The sequence below is a fragment of the Litoribacillus peritrichatus genome (assembly GCF_039537985.1).
Classification (GTDB): Bacteria; Pseudomonadota; Gammaproteobacteria; order Pseudomonadales; family Litoribrevibacteraceae; genus Litoribacillus; species Litoribacillus peritrichatus.
The window spans coordinates 420,449-439,984 of record NZ_BAABBN010000004.1; the positions used below are offsets into that span (position 1 = coordinate 420,449).

Annotated in this window: 13 protein-coding genes; all 13 read left to right on the plus strand. The window is 46.8% G+C overall.

Translation table 11 applies throughout. The annotated features are described in order from the left end of the window. Positions 1-72: 72 nt before the first annotated feature. Complete coding sequence (pepN, locus tag ABD744_RS03090) at positions 73-2,703, plus strand: aminopeptidase N (protein ID WP_344795340.1); 2,631 nt, start codon at positions 73-75, stop codon at positions 2,701-2,703. Positions 2,704-2,928: 225 nt separating this feature from the next. Next, the gene (locus ABD744_RS03095) at positions 2,929-4,311 is read left to right on the plus strand and encodes a DUF1329 domain-containing protein (protein WP_344795342.1); all 1,383 of its coding nucleotides are present in this window, start codon (positions 2,929-2,931) and stop codon (positions 4,309-4,311) included. Positions 4,312-4,412: 101 nt separating this feature from the next. Next, on the plus strand, positions 4,413-5,564 hold the full coding sequence (locus tag ABD744_RS03100) for a WD40/YVTN/BNR-like repeat-containing protein (RefSeq protein ID WP_344795344.1): 1,152 nt from the start codon (positions 4,413-4,415) through the stop codon (positions 5,562-5,564). A 23-nt stretch (positions 5,565-5,587) separates the two neighbouring features. Continuing rightward, positions 5,588-7,990 carry an efflux RND transporter permease subunit gene (locus ABD744_RS03105; RefSeq protein WP_344795346.1) on the plus strand — a complete coding sequence of 801 codons (2,403 nt, stop codon included), beginning with the start codon at positions 5,588-5,590 and terminating at the stop codon, positions 7,988-7,990. A 284-nt stretch (positions 7,991-8,274) separates the two neighbouring features. Beyond that, on the plus strand, positions 8,275-9,582 hold the full coding sequence (locus ABD744_RS03110) for a sensor histidine kinase (protein ID WP_344795348.1): 1,308 nt from the start codon (positions 8,275-8,277) through the stop codon (positions 9,580-9,582). Further along, positions 9,582-11,114, plus strand: coding sequence for a sigma-54-dependent transcriptional regulator (locus tag ABD744_RS03115; RefSeq protein ID WP_344795350.1), 1,533 nt, complete (start codon positions 9,582-9,584; stop codon positions 11,112-11,114). The genes ABD744_RS03110 and ABD744_RS03115 overlap by 1 nt, the downstream gene beginning before the upstream one ends. Before the next feature lie 320 nt (positions 11,115-11,434). After that, complete coding sequence (fliE, locus tag ABD744_RS03120) at positions 11,435-11,800, plus strand: flagellar hook-basal body complex protein FliE (RefSeq protein ID WP_344795352.1); 366 nt, start codon at positions 11,435-11,437, stop codon at positions 11,798-11,800. A gap of 107 nt (positions 11,801-11,907) precedes the next feature. Continuing rightward, positions 11,908-13,707 (plus strand): flagellar basal-body MS-ring/collar protein FliF, encoded by a 1,800-nt coding sequence (gene fliF, locus ABD744_RS03125; RefSeq protein ID WP_344795354.1) that lies wholly within the window; start codon positions 11,908-11,910, stop codon positions 13,705-13,707. Further along, positions 13,694-14,716, plus strand: a complete 1,023-nt coding sequence (fliG, locus tag ABD744_RS03130) for a flagellar motor switch protein FliG (protein ID WP_425562113.1) — start codon at positions 13,694-13,696, stop codon at positions 14,714-14,716. The genes fliF and fliG overlap by 14 nt, the downstream gene beginning before the upstream one ends. 186 nt (positions 14,717-14,902) lie before the next feature. Beyond that, entirely contained in the window at positions 14,903-17,194 is a 2,292-nt protein-coding gene (locus ABD744_RS03135; RefSeq protein WP_344795358.1) for a FliH/SctL family protein, read from the plus strand. Positions 17,195-17,207: 13 nt separating this feature from the next. Beyond that, a complete protein-coding gene (gene fliI / locus ABD744_RS03140; protein WP_344795360.1) occupies positions 17,208-18,638 on the plus strand; it encodes a flagellar protein export ATPase FliI in 1,431 nt (476 codons plus the stop codon). Between the two features lie 18 nt (positions 18,639-18,656). After that, positions 18,657-19,100, plus strand: coding sequence for a flagellar export protein FliJ (fliJ, locus tag ABD744_RS03145; protein ID WP_344795362.1), 444 nt, complete (start codon positions 18,657-18,659; stop codon positions 19,098-19,100). 154 nt (positions 19,101-19,254) lie between these two features. Continuing rightward, complete coding sequence (locus tag ABD744_RS03150; protein WP_344795364.1) at positions 19,255-19,533, plus strand: STAS domain-containing protein; 279 nt, start codon at positions 19,255-19,257, stop codon at positions 19,531-19,533. Positions 19,534-19,536 lie beyond the last annotated feature (3 nt).

Below are 19,536 nucleotides of genomic sequence, written 5' to 3' on the forward strand. Positions count from 1 at the left end.
AACATTAAAACAATAATAGATTTTTAAAAAATGCTATATCCCCGGAAAGGGGATTATCTCGGAGAAGGCTACATGTCTCAGGCGCCTGCCACAGCCATTTTGTTGGAAGACTATGCTCCAACACCTTACGTTACAAAAGAAACTTTTTTAGATTTTGAATTGCAGTCGGAATATACCTTAGTGCATTCGAGATTGACGATTGTCAGAAACGAAAAAAGTAACTCAGATTCGAATACTCTCATCTTAAACGGCAGTGAGCTTGAACTGCTGTCCGTTAGTATTGATGGGAAAGTATTGACGGATTCTGATTATGTCTTGAATTCAGAAACGTTATCCATAAACGTGGATAAAGACGCCTTTGTACTGGAGTGTACGACGCGGATATACCCAGATAAAAATACCGCTCTCGAAGGCCTGTATATTTCAGGCGGAATGTACTGTACCCAATGTGAGGCGGAAGGGTTTAGGCGAATTACGTACTTTCAGGACCGCCCGGATGTCCTCTCTGTTTTTACCACACGCATTAATGCCGATGTTGAACAGTATCCGGTAGCGTTATCCAACGGAAACCTGGTCAGTCAAACCATTGAGAATGGCCGAGTGATTGCAGAATGGCACGACCCGTTCCCTAAGCCTTCTTATTTATTTGCGCTGGTGGCCGGTGATCTTGTATGTCAGGAAGATGCATTTATCACTCAGTCCGGTCGTAATATCGCGCTGAAAATGTATGTGGAACAAGAGAATGAACACAAGTGTGAGCATGCGTTGGAGTCTCTTAAAAGGTCCATGAAGTGGGATGAAGAGGTTTATGGTCGGGAATATGATCTGGATCTTTTTATGATCGTTGCGGTCGATCACTTCAATATGGGGGCCATGGAAAATAAAGGACTGAATATCTTCAACTCGTCTTGTGTCTTGGCAACACCGGAAACGGCGACGGACGAGGCTTTTGCCAGAATTGAAGGCATTGTTGGCCATGAGTATTTTCATAACTGGTCCGGTAATCGTGTAACTTGTCGAGATTGGTTCCAGTTAAGTCTGAAAGAAGGGTTTACTGTGTTTCGGGATGCTGAGTTCTCTGCAGACATGGGCAGCCGAGCGGTTAAGCGTCTTGAAGACGTGAGCTTTCTGAGACAGCACCAGTTCCCTGAAGACGCAGGGCCGATGGCTCATGCAGTACGCCCTTCGTCATACATGGAAATTTCGAACTTTTATACCGTGACCATCTATGAAAAGGGCTCGGAAGTGGTTCGAATGTTACGAACCATGTTAGGGGAGCAACTGTTCCGAAAAGGCAGTGATCTCTACTTTGATACTTTTGATGGCCAGGCCGCGACAACAGATGATTTTGTATGGGCGATGGAGCAGGTCAGTGGTCAGGATCTGACTCAGTTTAAGCGTTGGCACAGTCAGGCGGGCACTCCCAGGTTGTCAATCTCTCGTGAGTTTAATGAGTCTGAAAAGACACTAACCATTTCGGCCAAACAACATACGCCACCTTCTGCAGATCACTCACCTAAAGAGCCGTTTGTGATTCCGGTTCAGCTGGGTCTGATTGATGATCAAGGAAGGGCTTTACAAGAAATCACCTATGATGCAAGTTATAGTTCAGACAATCAGGTTTGGTTGGTGACACAAGAAGAGCAGAGTATTACGTTTAGTAATCTTGAAACGATGCCTGTGGTTTCTTTACTTAGGGATTTTTCGGCCCCGGTTTTGTTGATGGATGATTTGTCTGATCAAGAACGGGTTTTGTTGATCGGTTCGGATTCAAACGGTTTCAATCGCTGGGAGCAGTGCCAGATTATTTATAAGAAGATGATTCTTCAGGGGGTGACTGATTCCGTTGACGATGCTTTATTCAGTGCTTTGGAAAGCGCTCTAAAGCAATTGCTAGTGGATAAGAAGGTTGAAAATGCAGTTAAAGCCGAGTTGTTAAAGTTACCAGCGGAAGTTGAATTATTGCAGCTTTCACCAAAAGTAGACATTCTGGCGGTTGCTGCCAGTCGTAAGCGCTTGATGAGTCGTTTGGCCGCTGCACTTTCGGCAACGTTGACTTCTTTATATCAAACTCTGCCTGTTACAGAAGTCTATCGTTTTGACTCTGAAAGTGTTGGTATTCGTAAACTTAAAAATGAACTGCTTGAATTATTGATTTTGTCTGACGGCGATCAGTATATCGAACGGGCTTCAGCTCAGTTTACGCAAGCTAATAATATGACGGATCAGTTGGCTGCGCTTCGGTTGTTAGTTAAGTATGGGTCTGAACAAGTGTATCAGGATGCGTTGGATCGCTTTCTGGATCAATGGGAAAGCGATGCTCAGGTTCTGGAGCAGTGGTTCCGGGTGCAGATGGTAAGAACCGATGACAAAGCGCTGGATCGTGTGTCGGCGTTATTGAATCATCGACTGTTTGAATATCAAAACCCGAATAAAGTCCGGGCGGTGATTGGTGCATTTGCGATGGGCAATATTGAAGGATTTCACGCAGAGGATGGCAGTGGCTATCATTTCTTAGGTATGCAGGTGGAAACACTGGATGCTCTGAATCCTCAAATTGCAGCGCGTCTGGTTGGGCCATTGGTAAAATGGCAGAGTTACGACGACGCACGTGGTCAAAAAATGAAAGCGGTTCTGACGCAGTTAGCGGGTAAAGAGTTGTCCAAAGATCTTTACGAAGTTGTGAATAAAAGCCTGGTTTAATTGGCTGAATTCGCTAGAAGATTATGAATATTTGTTGGGGTGATTTTTGTTGCCTTTTGTATCAAAAGGTTAACTTGAGCGTATCAATAACTTATTTTGTGCGGAGGTGATCTCGCTAAATAACAAAAGAATAGTGTAATGTAAGTTCCAAAAGGCCAGGAAGGCTCAGGAACAGTGGAAAGTTCTGCCAAAAGAAATCTAATAAAATGGTCAGGTAAAGTTTGTATGTCGACGCTACGTAAAACACTAATAGCCCTCACTAGCTTAGCTTTAGTGGTGCCTATTGCGAATGCTAAAGTTTCTTCTTCGGAAGCAGCTAGGTTAAAAACAGATTTGACTCCATTTGGGGCCGTTCGTGCTGGTAACAGTGACGGAAGTATCCCTGAGTGGACTGGTGGGCTGACAACGCCACCACCAGAGTATCAGGAGCCGGGTCAGCACCATCCTAACCCGTTTCCTGAGGACGAAGTTTTATATACCGTGACTTCGCAGAATATGGAGAAGTACGCAGATATTTTGACGGAAGGCCAAAAAGCATTGTTTGCTGCCTATCCTGAAACTTACCGGGTGCCTGTGTATCAATCTCGAAGAACGCACGCTGCGCCGGATTGGGTATATAAAAATACCTTCGATAACGCGACCACAGCGGAGTTAGCAAATAAAGGCAATGGCGTTAAGAAAGCCTACGGTGGTATTCCTTTTCCACTGGCCGCTCAAACGTCCAAAGACGGCTTGGAAATGTACTGGAACCACGTTACTCGCTGGCGTGGTGTTTATTTGGTTCGTCGAGCGTCAGAAACGGCTGTTCAGCGAAATGGTGATTACAATTTAGTGACATCGCAGCAAGAAGCGTATTTCAACTTTTACAATCCGAAAGGATCTGCTAAATCGTTGGATAACATGCTGTTTTATTATTTGTCGTTTGTAAAAGCACCGCCGAGACTGGCAGGTGGTGCAGTTTTGGTTCATGAAACCTTGGATCAGGTGAAAAAACCTCGTAAGGCTTGGGGTTACAACGCTGGTCAGCGACGTGTTCGTCGTGCACCTACGTTGGCATACGATACGCCGATTGCCGCGATGGATGGGCTACGTACTGCGGATGATACCGATATGATCAATGGTTCACCGGATCGCTTTGAATGGAAATACGTTGGTACTGAAGAGAAGTTGATTCCATATAACAATTATATGATCAGTGACCCGGCGACTAAGTACAAAGACTTACTGTGGGCTGGTCACATTAACCCTAAGTTTGCTCGCTACGAAAAGCACCGTGTGCACGTAGTGGAAGGTACGTTGAAAAAAGGAAAGCGTCATATTTACTCCAAGCGAGTAATGTACATTGAAGAAGACAGCTGGAGTGCTGCAACGATTGATCAGTACGATGGTCGTGGTGAACTTTGGCGTGTTTCTATGGCGTATTTAAAGAACTTCTATGAGTTGCCGTCTACTTGGACGTCACTGGATGTGTTCCATGACTTACAAGCACGTAGATACGCAGTTCAGAGTATGGATTCTGAAGAGTCCGCAACGACTGACTTTAGTCAGCCGATTCCTAAAAGTCGTTACTTCAAGCCTTCGTCTTTGAGACGACGTGGTACGCGATAATTGGATTTCGACTGAATTAAGGTTAATAAAATGCAAGAGTAGCCAGCTAGGCTACTCTTGTTGTAACTGAGTTTATAAAACTGTCTATTATGAGCCCTTTTATGGTCAAAACTGTAAAAAACCGAGTGTTTAAGTCCTTGCTCGTGCCTTTGGTGGCGGCAAGTTCCTTCGCTCTGAGCCAACCAGTCTTTTCATTTTCCGATGTATTGGAAACTTCCGCGACTAAATCTGCAAAAGCTGCTGAATCTTTGTTGTTAGATGTGCAGAAACTCAAGAATGGTCGATTGGTTGCCGCTGGAGAAAGAGGCCACGTTCTTTACTCTGATGATGATGGTAAGAGTTGGGTTCAATCGGAAGTACCTGTGATTGTAAATATCATTTCCATCTATTTTGTGAATGATAAAACGGGTTGGGCTGTCGGGCACGACGGCATCGTTCTAAAGTCTACGGACGGAGGTCAAAGCTGGACGCGTCAATTTGATGGGTTTAAGGCTAACGAACAGACGTTAGTTCAACGGCAGGAGAAGGTTGCTGAGCTTGAACAAAAATTAGAATCCGCTTCAGAAGAAGAGATGGAAGATCTTGAATTTCAACTGGAAGAAGCCACTTTCTCTATGGAAGATGCCCAGTTTGATATTGAAGGCGGTTCTACCAAACCTTTCTTAGATGTGTGGTTTCAAGACGAAAATACGGGCTTTATCGTTGGTGCGTATGGACAAATGTTCCGGACAACGGATGGTGGGGAAACCTGGAATAATACGGCCGGACTTTTGGAAAATCCGGATCGCTTTCATTTAAACGCAATTAAAGAAATTCAGCCTGGTCATCTTGTGATTGTGGGTGAGGCGGGCATTATTATGCGCTCCACAGACAATGGCAACAGTTGGGAAACATTAGAATCTCCTTATGACGGTTCTTTATTTGGTGCTGTTTCCACAAGACAACTGAACGGTATGTTGATTTACGGTTTGCGAGGCCATGTTTTCCGGACGTCAGATTTTGGTGATTCCTGGGAACAAGTGGAAGTTAATACTGAGCAAACGTTGAACTCCGGCAATGCCTTCAAAGACGGAACCATCATGATTGTGGGCAATAACGGTATCGTTTTAAAGAGCTACGATTCGGGTCGTAACTTCTCTGCTACTGTGCGAAAGGACAGAAGTTCATTAGTAGGTGTTACCGAATCAGATAATGGTGGCATTGTTTTAGTCGGGCAGGATGGTTTATACCTAGCACTGCCAAACGCTGAATAATAACGAAAGAAAAGGGTTGGTAAATGTCAACAAAACACCATCATGATTCCGATAACTATATTTTAACACCGGAAGCTGAGCCATTTTTAGAAAGACTGTTTTTTAATAATCGTATTCTTTTCTTATTGATCTTTTTGGGTTTAACCATATTTTTGACCTATAGTGCGATCAATATTAAGCCGGATGCCCGTTTAGAAAAGCTAATTCCTCTGAAGCACCCGTACATCATGAATATGATGGAAAACCGGGACAGTTTGGATAACTTGGGCAATAGCATTCGTATTTCGGTCGAAAGTACTGATGGTACGGTCTTTAATGCTGAGTATATGGAAGCGCTTCGTCTAATTACCGATGAGCTGTTCTATATTCCGGGCGTGGATCGTGCAGGACTGAAGTCTCTGTGGACAGCGAATGTTCGTTGGGTCGAGGTGACGGAAGAGGGGTTTCAGGGTGGTCCCGTGATTCCGCCGACCTACGACGGTTCAGAAGAAAGTCTGGATACGCTTCGTCAAAATATTCTTCGATCAGGCACCGTAGGGAGCTTGGTTGCCAACAACTTTAAATCGACCATTATTCAAGCGCCTCTGTTTGAGAAAAACCCTGAAACCGGTGAACAACTGGATTATCAGGCGTTTTCCCATGAACTTGAAACCCGTATTCGCGCCAAGTTTGAAAATGACAACATCAAAGTCCACATCGTAGGTTTCGCCAAGAAGATCGGCGATCTTATGGATGGCATTAAAGACATTGGCTTTTTTGCACTGATTGCCATTGCAATTACATTTGTGCTGTTGGTTTGGTATGCACGCTGCTTGAAGAGTGCTGTCATTCCGGTTATCTGTTCTATTATTGCGGTGTTCTGGCAGCTGGGTATCTTGAACCTTCTGGGCTTTGGTTTAGACCCTTATTCGGTTCTGGTGCCGTTTCTGGTTTTTGCCATCGGTATTTCCCACGGGGTACAGATTATTAATGCGGTTGCGCTTGAGTCCGCTGAAGGCCGCAACAAGTTCGATGCTGCCCGTCATGCGTTCCGTGACCTGTATGTTCCAGGTATGTTGGCGTTGATGAGTGATGGTATTGGCTTCCTGACGTTGCTGTTGATTCAGATTGACGTAATTCAAGAGCTGGCAATCACGGCAAGTATCGGTGTTGCGGTGATTATTTTCACAAATCTAGTGTTGTTGCCGTTGCTAATGTCTTATGTGGGCGTTTCTAAGAGTGGCGTTAATTATTTCAAAAAGAACACAGAAGCTGAGCCAAAGATCGCCAAGATTATGTCGTACTGTGCTCACCCAACGGTGGCTCCGATTTCCATTCTTATTGGTATCGCGCTAGCAGGTGCCGGTGTTTACTACGGCCAAGACTTAAAAATCGGTGATTTGGATAAAGGTGCTCCAGAGCTGCATCCGGATTCTCGCTACAACCTGGACAATGCCTTCATTACGGATAATTACTCCACCAGTGCCGATGTGATGGTTATCATGGTGAAGACCGAAGTCGAGCAATGTTCTTCCTATCAAACCATGGATGCGATAGATCGTTTCCAGTGGGTGATGGAAAATGTTGAGGGGGTTCAGGGGACTGCATCACTGGTAACAGTATCTAAGATTGTAAGTACGGGCATGAACGAAGGTAATTTAAAATGGCGTTCACTGTCTCGTAACCAGCAAATTCTTAACTCCTCCATTCAGCGTGCTCCGGCAGGCTTGTTGAATGCCGACTGTAGTTTGGCGCCGGTTATTTTGTTCCTGGCTGACCATAAAGCTGAAACTTTGGAGCGAGTCACCGCTGAAGCTGAGAAGTTCGCAGCCGAATACAAGGTTGATGGAGAGCTGGAATTCTTGCTGGCTGCCGGTTCTGCTGGTATTGATGCCGCGACTAACCAGGTCATTGAAGCCGCTCAGGACCGTATGTTGGCGTTTGTATACGCAGTTGTATCCATCTTGTGCTTTATTACCTTCAGATCCATTCGGGCCGTGCTTTGTATTATCACCCCGCTGGGCATTACCTCTGTGTTGTGTGAAGCCTTGATGGTATACAAAGGTATTGGTGTTAAGGTTGAGACATTGCCTGTAATTGCACTGGGTGTGGGTATTGGTGTGGACTACGGGATTTATATTTATACGCGTCTTGAGACGTATATCCGCGATGGTCTTGGTTTACAGGCTGCGTATCTGGAAACATTGAAGACAACAGGTAAAGCGGTTGCCTTTACTGGTGTTACTCTGGCCATTGGTGTTGTGACTTGGGTATGGTCTTCTATTAAGTTCCAAAGCAATATGGGCTTCTTATTAACCTTTATGTTCTTGTGGAACATGGTGGGAGCGCTTTGGTTGTTGCCTGCATTGGCTCGATTCCTGATTCGTCCGGAACAGATCATTGCTAAAGAGCGAATTCGTCAGCAGAAGCAAATTGCAGACGACTGAGTTCTGAGTAAAAGAGAAATGATCAGCGCTCGTTGATTGTTCTTTTGAAAAACCCCGCTGGTCGGGGTTTTTTTATGGGAACAATAAAAACAACCCTCCTCTGATATTTTGACTGTTGCAGTGTTTGTCGGGTCAAAATCCTGTCGTATACCATCGCCTGTTTTGTAAGTTGTTGATAAGTAATGATTTGTAAATCTGGCATGTGGTTTGCTCTATATTGATTGGGTCCTCAGTAAGTGCCAGTTTTCTGGCCTGATAAGACGAGTTAAACGGATGCAGCAGATATGACTATGATTGATCCACAGCAAAACCTGGATTTACTTGGTGGTAAATTAGCCGATGGCGCGGCTATGTTAGAAGCACTGAATTCCGGAGCTATGCCAACCTCGAATTTTATAGAAGGTGATACCCCCAGAGAGCTGGAAGGTTTGCATCGTACCTTTGAACTTTTTGGCCAGATGTCACAGCAGCTTAGTCAGTCATACGTCATGCTCGAAGATCGTGTAAAGCACCTTTCGAGTCAGCTTGAAAAGCAAACGGCTGAACGAATCAAAGAGCTGGCTGAAAAAGAACAGCTGGCTGAAAGACTCACTGGTTTATTGGATTTATTGCCCGGTGGTGTGGTTGTTATTAATGAAGATGGTTTGCTTGAGCAATGTAACCCGGCTGCACGAGAGCTGTTAACGATATACCCGGGTGAACTGATTGGTAGCCGGTGGGTCGATATCATCCGTTCCTGCTTTCGGCCGAAACATGATGATGGCCATGAAGTCTCCACGGCCGATGGCCGTCGTCTGAGTATTTCCACTCGTTCACTGGATAACCAACCGGGGCAGATTGTGCTGTTGACCGATCAGACGGAAACCCGTCGTTTACAGGCCGAGCTGTCCAGAAGTGAGCGACTAAGTGCGATGGGAAAAATGGTGGCGTCTTTAGCACATCAAATTCGCACGCCTTTATCTGCAGCTATGTTGTTTGGCGGGCATTTGGGGGTTCCTCATATTGAAGACGAAAAACGCCTCGATATCGCCGATCGCCTGATGTCGCGCTTGATGCACCTTGAGCAGCAAGTTCGCGATATGCTCATTTTTGCCAAAGGTGAGCTGAAAACGGCAGAGCTGGTGAAAGTGAAAGAATTTTGTCTTTCATTACAGGAAGCGGTATCGGCTAATCGCTGGCCTGAAAATGTTTATATTGACCTCAGAAATGAATGTCCTGAAGAACAGTTTTATTGCAATACCGAAGCCTTGGTTGGGGCGGTATTAAATCTGGTGGAAAATGCTGTGCAGGCGACCAGCCATCAGGTGACGATTCAAATTTCGCTTAATCAGTCTGAAGATCAGAAGTTCTTTGTCTGTTCTGTCAAAGATGATGGGCCGGGCATTGATGATAAGACGTTGTCCAAAGTTATGGAGCCTTTCTATACCACAAAATCACAGGGTACTGGGTTGGGCTTGGCAGTAGTAAAAGCAGTTGTGACTGCTCATGGTGGTGATTTTTCTCTTGTTTCTGAGTCAGGGGAAGGTACCCGGGCAGAAATGACAATTCCATTTGCACGAATAACTCCAGCAGAGATTGAAGGAGCTTACTAATGGCGAAACAAAAAATATTGGTCGTTGAAGACGACCGTGATCTTCGTGAAGCCTTGTGCTTGACCCTGGATGTCGCGGGTTATCCCTACGAACAGGCTTCTTCGGGGGAAATGGCGCTGGAGATCCTGAAAGATACGCCGGTCAATATGGTGATTTCAGATGTGAACATGGGCGGGATGGATGGTCATGAGCTGTTGGTTAAAATCAAACAGAATTTTCCTGGTATCCCGGTTGCTTTGATGACGGCATACGGCGATATCGAGCGGGCGATTGATGCCGTCAGGAACGGTGCCGCTGATTATTTGGTTAAGCCTTTTGAGTCTGAAACCTTGTTGCAGTTGGTGAAGTCTACTCTGGGTGATCAGGTAATGACTACAGGTTCTAATCAGCCTGTTGCCGAAGAACCGAGTTCCATTGAGTTATTGGAGTTGGCGAAGCGAGTGGCAGCGTCAGAATCCACTGTGTTAATTTCAGGTGAAAGCGGCACAGGTAAGGAAGTACTTGCTCAGTTCATTCACGATCACTCCCCTAGATCTGATAAACCTTTCATTGCGATCAACTGCGCTGCCATTCCTGAAAATATGCTGGAAGCGATTTTGTTTGGTCATGAGAAAGGGGCTTATACCGGGGCGGTAACCAGTGCGCCGGGTAAGTTTGAACAAGCAAATGGTGGCACTATTCTGCTGGATGAAATCTCGGAAATGGAAATAGGCCTTCAGGCTAAGTTGTTGCGTGTGCTTCAGGAGCGGGAAGTTGAGCGTTTAGGGGGTCGAAGAACCATCAAGTTGGATGTTCGGGTGGTGGCAACCACCAACCGGGATCTTCGAGAATATGTTCAGGAAGGTAAGTTCCGAGAAGATTTATATTATCGGTTGAGTGTGTTCCCGCTTCAATGGAAACCATTAAGGGAAAGACCGAGGGACATTGTGCCTTTGGCGAGACGCCTGTTGAAAAAGAATGGTAAGAAAATGGGGAAGGGAACCCTCAAGTTGGATGCAAGTTCAGTTCAGTTGCTGACTCACTACCCTTGGCCTGGCAATGTCCGTGAATTGGATAACGCAGTACAGCGTGCGCTGGTGCTTCAGCAAGGAACGGTCGTGACTGCGGATGACTTCAGATTGGAAATGTCGCCTCCGCCAGTTTATAACGCATCCAATCAAGCGTCGCCTGTTGTTCCTGCATTTGAGCCTGTAGAAGCTCAGGTTCCGGCTTCTGCTGTATCTTCTTCTGCTTCAAGCACACAAACTGCGGGAGTAGGCTATTCTGAAAATCGTGATATAATTAATGCTGAAGCGTCTGCTTTTTCTAATCAGGCCCCGGCGGGTTTGGAATCCCTTCAGAGCGAAGCATCTTTGGGGGATGATCTGAAGCAGAGAGAATTTCAGGTAATCTTAAATACCTTGCGGTCTGTCAGCGGCAGTCGAAAGCAGACCTCAGAAATACTCGGCATCAGCCCACGTACTCTTCGCTACAAGTTAGCCCGGATGCGTGAAAGTGGCTTGGATGTTGATGAATTGCTGGCGGCCTCCTAAAGGGTGGCGGCTACAATAACGGGATCAGTATATCCCGTGAACTAGATCCATGTGGCGTGGATCGAATTCTCCATTTAAGCCCGGTTCATTGGCCGGGCTTTTTTCTGTCTGGTGTAATTGAATTACGTCTCTCATTTTAGCTATCGCCCGTATCCTTGATAACTTTAATACCATCTTCTCTTTTTATTAAAACTTGGCCTGCTTTGTGCTCTTTCCTAGATAACGAAGAAATTAATAACAGGTTTTTGACGCTGTAGCGTCTAGAACAAGCAACGCCGAAATGACTGACAATAAATCGCCGTTTGCTTAAGGAGAAAATAATGGAAGTCAGATCCGATATTTCACAAGTGCTTTCCCAAATGCGTCAGATGAAGTCGCAGGTGCAGGATCAATCTCGAACGAATACTGAGATTGGCCAGGTCATGGATGTTCAAAAGCCTGGGAATGTTGAAAAAGACGACGCGCCAGAATTTTCTCAGTTATTAAAAATGGCTGTTGATCAAGTGAATGAAACTCAAAAAGCGGCTGGTGCATTGGCGACGGCTTATGAGAAAGGTGATCCGACGGTGGATATTCCCGATGTGATGATTGCGTCGCAAAAAGCAAGCGTTGCGTTTCAGGCAATGACACAGGTGAGAAATAAACTCATCAGTGCCTATGAAGACATAATGAAGATGCCAATTTAATGGCAAAACCGGCTGACGTTCAGTTTGGCTAGTGTGAAACGTGCTCGCTAAAACTGTAAAACAAACGTGAAGTAAAAGTCCGCAAGAATTTAAATAGGTATTCGACAATGGCAACGATCGCAGCAGATGCAACTTCAGGTGGCCTACCTGCAGAAGTAGGGAACCAGCAAGTGCCAACCAATCAGCAACAAAATGCAGCGCAGGGCAACACCAATCAACTTGCTCCTCAAAATAATACCCTATCGGAGCTGGAGTCCATTGAAGCCCCTCCGTCGGCCCCTATGCATCCTATCGTTGCGGGCTTTAACCGGCTTGGTATCTTGCGTCAGGCAGGGCTGATTATTGGTTTGGCGGCCAGTGTGGCCATCGCGTTTGCTGTTTTCTGGTGGACCCAAGAAGAAACCTATAAGCCGCTGATCAATGATTTCGGGCGCTACGATGCAGCGGAAGTGATGGAGATTCTGGATCAGGCCAGCATTGTTTATCATGTGGACCCCAACAGCGGCATGTTGATGGTGAAAAGCGATCAGTTTGCCCAGGCCCGACTCAAGCTTGCGGCCCAAGGCATTACTGAAACCCAGGCCATTGGCTACGAGCTTTTGGATAAAGAGCAGGCGCTGGGCACAAGTCAGTTCATGGAAACGACTAAGTACCGACGCAGCCTTGAAGGTGAGTTGGCAAGAACCATTACCAGTATGAATCAGGTAAAAAGTGCGCGTGTGCATTTGGCTATTCCTAAGCGTTCTGTGTTTGTACGGGATACCCGTAAGCCAACGGCATCGGTGTTTCTTGAACTGTACGCAGGACGGGCTTTGAAGCCTGAGCAGTCCATGTCCATCGTCAATTTGGTGGCATCCAGTATTCCTGAGATGAAGCCAGAAGATGTGACTGTGGTGGATCAAAAAGGTCGTTTGTTGTCGATGGAAGATGACAGCAGCGACCTGGCCATTGCTTCGAAACAATTTGACTACACTCGGAAACTGGAAGACACATTATCCCGTCGAATTTACAGTATTCTGGAACCTATTGTTGGTGGTGAAAATTTCAAAGCGGAAGTCTCCGCTGATGTGGATTTCACCACTCGTGAGCAAACAGAAGAACAGTTTAATCCGGATTTACCGGCGCTTCGTTCTGAACAGGTTCTGGATGAAAAGAAAATCGGCGGTATGGAAGGCGGTATTCCTGGTGCACTGTCTAATCAGCCTCCAGGTGAAGTAAGTGTCCCCGAAGTGGCCGGCGCGGGTGAGGATGGTCAACCTCAACCACCAACGAATACGCGTAAACAAGCAACCCGTAACTTTGAATTAGACCGAGTGATCAGTTACACCAATCATGAATTGGGTAAAGTACGTCGCTTGAGTGTTGCCGTTGCGGTAAATGACCTTATTTTACCGGATGAAGAGACCGGTGATCTGAAACGCGTTGCCTGGAGTCAGGAAGAGATCGACAGATTGACTATATTAATTAAAGACACCGTTGGTTTTCAGGCGGCTCGGGGTGACAGTGTGACGGTGATTAACAGCCCGTTCCTGCCTGACGATGAGGCCATGCTGGAAGAACAGCCATTCTGGACGCAGCCTTGGTTCTGGGATATCGCGAAACAAATGCTGGCTATCCTGTTTGTGCTTGCGATTGTCTTCGGTGTGGTTCGTCCGGCGATTAAGAGCCTTACTTCGACCGACGAAGAAGGGTCTGTGGATGATGAGTTGGATGCAGACTTGGCCGCGCTTGAAGCATCAAGCAGTGATCTGTCTGATGATTTGGTCTCTTTGACCGGAGGTGAGTCTTTGTTACCAGGACCATCTGAAGGATTTGAACGTCAACTTAACGCTCTGAAAGCTCTGATTGCTGAAGATCCTCAGCGAGTGGCTCAGGCGATGAAAGATTGGATTAATGACAATGAGTAATGACGATTTGCCTGACGTATCAGGTATGCCAAAAATTGAACGAGCAGCGGTTTTGATGATGACTCTGGGTGAGTCTGATGCGGCTGAAATTCTGAAGCACATGGGGCCAAAGGAAGTTCAGGCAATCGGCAGTGCTATGTCAAAATTGCCGTCGGTAAAACGAGACGTGGTAGAAGCCGTTGTCAGTAGTTTTATTGATGATGTGGGTATGCACACAGGTTTGGGTATAGGTTCAAACGACTATATCCGAACCATGTTGACTTCGGCCTTGGGTGAAGAAAAAGCCAATGGCTTAATTGACCGTATCTTGTTGGGTGGTAACACCAAAGGGCTGGATACGTTGAAATGGATGGACGGCCGCTCTGTTCATGACATCATCAAATACGAGCACCCTCAGATTCAGGCCATCGTCATCGCGTACCTTGACCCGGATCAGTCTTCGGAAGTACTGGCTTTGTTTGATGAGAAACAGCGTCTGGACATTATTTTGCGGGTCTCTGCTCTGGAAGCGGTGCAACCAAGTGCTTTGCAGGAACTGAATACCATTCTGGAAAAACAGTTCTCTGGAACAGCGGGTGGTCAAACAGCATCCATGGGTGGTGTGAAGTGCTCTGCAAACATCATGAACATGATGGATGGTTCCATTGAAGCCGACCTGATGGATGCCATTAAAGAAGTCGATGAAGAACTGGGTAATCAGATTGAAGACCTCATGTTTGTCTTTGATAACCTGGTGGAAGTGGACGACCGTGGTATTCAGGCGCTGCTTCGAGAAATTCAATCCGATACGCTTATTATTGCGCTTAAAGGTTCGGACGACGCCGTCAAAGACAAATTCCTTAAGAATATGTCGAAGCGTGCGGGTGAATTGCTCATGGATGACTTGGAAGCGAAAGGTCCGGTTCGTGTCAGTGAGGTGGAAACCGCACAGCGTGAAATTCTTGCGACAGCCCGTCAGATGGCGGAAGCCGGCGAAATTGTGTTGGGTGGTGGAGAAGATATGGTATAGGCCTGAGGGCCTTTTTTCTGAAATTATTTCGGGTGTCGGAAAAATGACAGAAAAAGCTGTCACGATCTTTGCATTTATCTTTGTTGTGCAAATGTAAGTTATACGGAAGTAAAGAAAAGATCTTGGCGACAAAAAGCGAATGTATGGATCTTTCTTGTCGTTAATTCAGCAGTAGATAGGTGCTCTATGACCAACGAAATTAAACAAGGCCGAATTCCTGAGACGGGAACCATGACAGCGTATGAGCGTTGGGAGTTGCCGTCTTTGGATGAAATTGATGAAGCGGCCAATGAAGTTGAAATAGAGCCGGTGACGGCTGAAGAAGTGGAACAAATACGGCAGGACGCTTTCACCGAAGGTTATGACCAAGGCTCCAAAAAAGGTTATGACGAAGGTTTATCCTCAGGAAAAACCGAAGGCCATCAGCAAGGGTTAGCGGAAGGCACGAAGGAAGGTCAGGCCAAGGGTTTTGAACAGGGCCTTCAACAAGGGTTGACCAAAGGCCAGGCGGACGTAGATGCGGAAGTCAAAAAGCTGTCGGACGTGATACAACAGTTTGATCAGCCGTTGGCCAATCTGGATCAACAGGTTCGCGACTCGCTATTGAATGTGATTACTGCTGTCAGTCGCACAGTGATACATCGTGAACTCCAAACAGACAGCTCCCAGCTCAATGAATTATTAAAACACGGGTTGTCTCAAATGGAAGGCACTCGTGATCAAATTGAAATGCAGGTGAACCCCGCTGATTTGATTCTTGTTGAAAACGCTGCCGAGGAGGCTGGCTCAAGCTGGAAAATCACGGCCGATGAATCCATTCTGCCGGGGGGTATCAAACTTAAAAGCGGAGCATCATTGGTAGACCTCACCGCTGAACACAGGTTTCAACAAGCCATTCTGAATTTACTCGGTCGCAACGACTGGGCCATAGACCTGGCGGCGGGAACAGCGACAGAGGAACAAAAAGCATTAACTTCATTAGCGGATGGTTACGACACTGACGCTGAGACCGATTTCGAAAACAGCCTTGAAGCTGACGCGACAGAAGCGGTTTCAGAGGATGAACAAAGTTCAGCTCCGGCTGATGGTTCATTGGATGACGTACATCCAGATGACTTGTTGGATGGAAATCAGGCAGACGCACTGGCTGACAATCAGGATGAACCGGCCGATGAGGGCGAGGTTCAGGTGCAAACAGAAGCGTTGGCCTCAGAAAATACTGATGACGAATTGTCGGATGAGAACCCACTGGCATCCGATTTGAGCCAATCGAACGAACCAGAGAGTTCGGAACGTATTTCTGAAGATAGCTCTGATGTCCGGACTGATGCCGGATCTGAGCATGGTTCTGAAAACAGCACTGAAAGTCTGGAGGTGGATAATAATCAACATGCAGCTCCGGACAATGGCAGTGATAGCGATAGCACAGGGAACCCTGACGCTCAGGCGATAGATGCGTCTTTGTCTGAATCAGGTAAGACTGAGCCTGAAAACGCTGAAGCCCATGTGCCTGAGCCGTCCAGCGAAGAACAAGACTCTAAGGTTGAATCTCCTGAGGCGCCTAGCAGTCACGGAGTTCAAGACACCTCAAATACGATTGATCAGGAAGAAGGGCCGGTAACGCCTCTTTCTGAAGAAGCGCCTTTAATGGCGTCCGATGATGAATCAGAAGAAGTTTTTGACTTTGATGCTGGTCAGGGGGATGAAAATACTACGGTATACCCAGAGAAACAGACCGTGTCTGACTTGATGAAACAAGAGGGAGATGAGTCTGCTTCGAACGCTCCCGATTCTGGTACGGGTTCAGACTCAAATCAAATGGCCGATCCTTCTGCCCCGCAAGAGCAAGCTCATCGGGCAGACAATATTAACCCTCAGGCAGACAACACTAACCCAGAGGTTCAATCAATGATGCAACCTGTTAATCAAGGAAATGGATTTCAGGCTTTTGGCTGGCAAACGCCTCAAATGCAGGCGCAGCAACAAGCGCAAATGCAAGCAAACGCAGCATCGGCACAAGCCCAACAAGCACAGATGCAGGCTCATCAGGCACAAGCGCAAGCACAACAAGCCCAGGCCCATGCGCAAGCCATGAGTCAGCAGGCTCATCAGGCGAATGCTCAGGCTCAAGCGCAACAGATGGCGTATCAGCCTCAGTATCAGCCGCAACAAGGTTACCCATATCCTGGTCAGCAACCTGGATACCAAATGCAGCCAAATCAACCGCAGTTTGCCCCGTTTGTGGCGCCGAATGTCGTTCCGCAAGGTGGAATGATGCCGATGGCTCCACAGCCCATGCAGGGGCAAATGCAGCCGCCAGTACAAAATTATCAGGGCATGCCTGTGCAGCCTGTCCCTATGGTTCAGCAACAAAATTTCAGTGCGTATAATTTTTCAGCCAATCCGCAGGGTAACCAACCTAATGGTGCTGGCCAGGCAGCGCCAGGTTTTATGCCTTACCCATACCCAAATGCCTGATGGAATGCTTTAGATGACCGACTTACTGGATTTTTTAAATGATGCCAAAGGGCGCATTGCAGAAACAAGGGTGGCTGCGTCTGAAGGGCGGTTGGTGCGAATGGTCGGTATGACTATTGAAGCTGCGGGTTGTACTGCGACGGTGGGTGATCACTGTGTGGTGGTTTCTGACGGTGGAAAGCATGTAGAAGCAGAAGTTGTTGGTTTTGCCGAAGGTCGCCTGTTTTTGATGCCAACCGAGTCAACGGTGGGCTTGAAGCCTGGTGATAGGGTGATCCCCTTGCCTGGCCAAAGTACCATCCCGGTTGGGTTTGGGTTATTGGGGCGCGTGCTAAACGGTGTTGGCCAGCCTTTAGACGGTAAAGGTGCGCTGGACTCCAGTGAAGAAGTACCTTTGATCGGGGATATTATCAACCCGTTGGCTCGTCGTCCGATTCGTGAACCATTAGATGTAGGAATTCGTGCGATTAATTCACTACTTTCTGTAGGAAAAGGCCAGCGAATTGGTCTTTTTGCAGGCTCAGGTGTGGGTAAGAGTGTGTTGCTTGGGATGATGACCAAACACACTAAGGCGGACATCACGGTTGTGGGCTTGATCGGCGAACGTGGTCGAGAAGTAAAAGAGTTCATTGATGAAATTCTGGGGGAAGAGGGGCTGGCGAGGTCGGTGGTGATTGCCTCGCCGGCGGACGATTCTCCTCTAATGAGATTACGTGCCGCCATGCTTACTACGGCTATTGCGGAGTTTTATCGGGATCAGGGCAAAGATGTCTTGTTGTTGATGGATTCCCTGACCCGTTATGCTCAGGCTCAGCGTGAAATCGCCTTGTCAGTGGGGGAACCGCCAGCCACCAAGGGTTATCCGCCCAGTGTATTTTCCAAAATTCCACAGCTGGTTGAGCGCGCGGGCAATGGGGATGAACGAGGTGGCTCTATTACGGCGTTTTATACCGTACTGACAGAGGGTGATGATCAGCAGGACCCAATTGCAGATGCTTCCCGTGCTATTTTGGATGGACATATCGTACTGTCCCGGAGTTTAGCGGAAGAGGGGCATTATCCTGCGATTGATGTAGAAGCGTCTATTAGCCGTGCTATGCCTCAAATCGTGTCAGATGAGCATCTCAAAGCGGCGCAGGGATTCAAACAAATGTACTCTCGCTACCAGCAAAACCGGGATATGATTACCATAGGTGCGTATTCACCAGGCAGTGATCCTGAAACGGATTTGGCGATTAAGTTGAATCCGGCAATGAAAGCGTTTTTGCAGCAAAGCATGAAAGACGCTCATGAGCTGGAGGCATGCATCGAGGGGCTGAAACAGTTTGGCCAAGCACTTGGTCAGCCTCAGCAAGCAGAACAAAACAGGCCTACCTTGCAGGGCGAGGCTGCTGCACAGCATGCGCCTGCTGCACAAAGAAAGCCGCAGCCCACCCTTCAATAAACCGAGCGCAGGTTGGAAATGAAAAAAGCGGAACGTCTGAAAGTTGTACTTGATCTTGAGATGGTAAAAAAAGATAAAGCGGCTAAGGCGTTGGCGGAAGCCATCTCTAACCTGGATAACGCAAAAAACTCATTGCGCCAACTTTCTGACTACCTTGATGACTACCAGAGTCAGGCCATTGAAGTTGGGAAGGTGGGGGTGAATGCGGCCGCTTTCAGAAATCGTCAGTCCTTGGCGGGTCGTATTGGTGGTGCAATCGAGCAACAAGGCCATTCCATAGATTTATTTGAACGTCAACTTGAACAAGTCCGCAAGCATTACGAAAAAGTGTATGCACGTGTTCGCTCCATTGAAATTCTGATTGAAAAGTCGGAAGCGCAAGAACTGCGTAAGCAAGCCATTCAGGAGCAAAAAATGTTGGATGAGTTCACTCAGGCGCAACAGTTTCGAAAGAATATCTGATTAATTTCATAAAGTTCTCTCAGGTCTTGCCGATAGCCAAATTCAGATATGGCTTACTTCAAAAATCAGCTTCTGTAGTTGTATCTACCTAGAAAATTAAAGATTAGTTACTAGACTGAACTTGGGTTGCATGTTTTTTCGTGGGAGCAGTGATATGTCGGACAGTGTTCAAATAGATGCCGGTGAAAAGCTGCACATCTCCGTTGTTGAGATGCTTCACGAGAAACTGGAAGACGCACTTTCAAATCATCAAAACGTAGAGTTGGATTTGTCAAAAGTGGGTCAAGTGGATACGGCCAGTATGCAATTGCTCTATGTCTATAAAGTTGCGGCAGATAACGCCGGTATTGACTTTAATCTTTGTAAGCCTACCGATGCAGTCATAGTGGGTGCCAAGTTGTTAGGCTTGCAGCAACACCTGAATTTGAGTTGATTT

Coding starts and splice junctions, on each gene's coding strand:
- ABD744_RS03115 (WP_344795350.1), top strand. CDS start 9,582: ATGGCGAAACAAAAAATATTGGTCGTTGAAGACGACCGTGATCTTCGT.
- fliJ (WP_344795362.1), top strand. CDS start 18,657: ATGAAAAAAGCGGAACGTCTGAAAGTTGTACTTGATCTTGAGATGGTA.
- fliI (WP_344795360.1), top strand. CDS start 17,208: ATGACCGACTTACTGGATTTTTTAAATGATGCCAAAGGGCGCATTGCA.
- pepN (WP_344795340.1), top strand. CDS start 73: ATGTCTCAGGCGCCTGCCACAGCCATTTTGTTGGAAGACTATGCTCCA.
- ABD744_RS03100 (WP_344795344.1), top strand. CDS start 4,413: ATGGTCAAAACTGTAAAAAACCGAGTGTTTAAGTCCTTGCTCGTGCCT.
- ABD744_RS03105 (WP_344795346.1), top strand. CDS start 5,588: ATGTCAACAAAACACCATCATGATTCCGATAACTATATTTTAACACCG.
- ABD744_RS03135 (WP_344795358.1), top strand. CDS start 14,903: ATGACCAACGAAATTAAACAAGGCCGAATTCCTGAGACGGGAACCATG.
- fliF (WP_344795354.1), top strand. CDS start 11,908: ATGGCAACGATCGCAGCAGATGCAACTTCAGGTGGCCTACCTGCAGAA.
- ABD744_RS03150 (WP_344795364.1), top strand. CDS start 19,255: ATGTCGGACAGTGTTCAAATAGATGCCGGTGAAAAGCTGCACATCTCC.
- fliE (WP_344795352.1), top strand. CDS start 11,435: ATGGAAGTCAGATCCGATATTTCACAAGTGCTTTCCCAAATGCGTCAG.
- ABD744_RS03095 (WP_344795342.1), top strand. CDS start 2,929: ATGTCGACGCTACGTAAAACACTAATAGCCCTCACTAGCTTAGCTTTA.
- ABD744_RS03110 (WP_344795348.1), top strand. CDS start 8,275: ATGACTATGATTGATCCACAGCAAAACCTGGATTTACTTGGTGGTAAA.
- fliG (WP_425562113.1), top strand. CDS start 13,694: ATGACAATGAGTAATGACGATTTGCCTGACGTATCAGGTATGCCAAAA.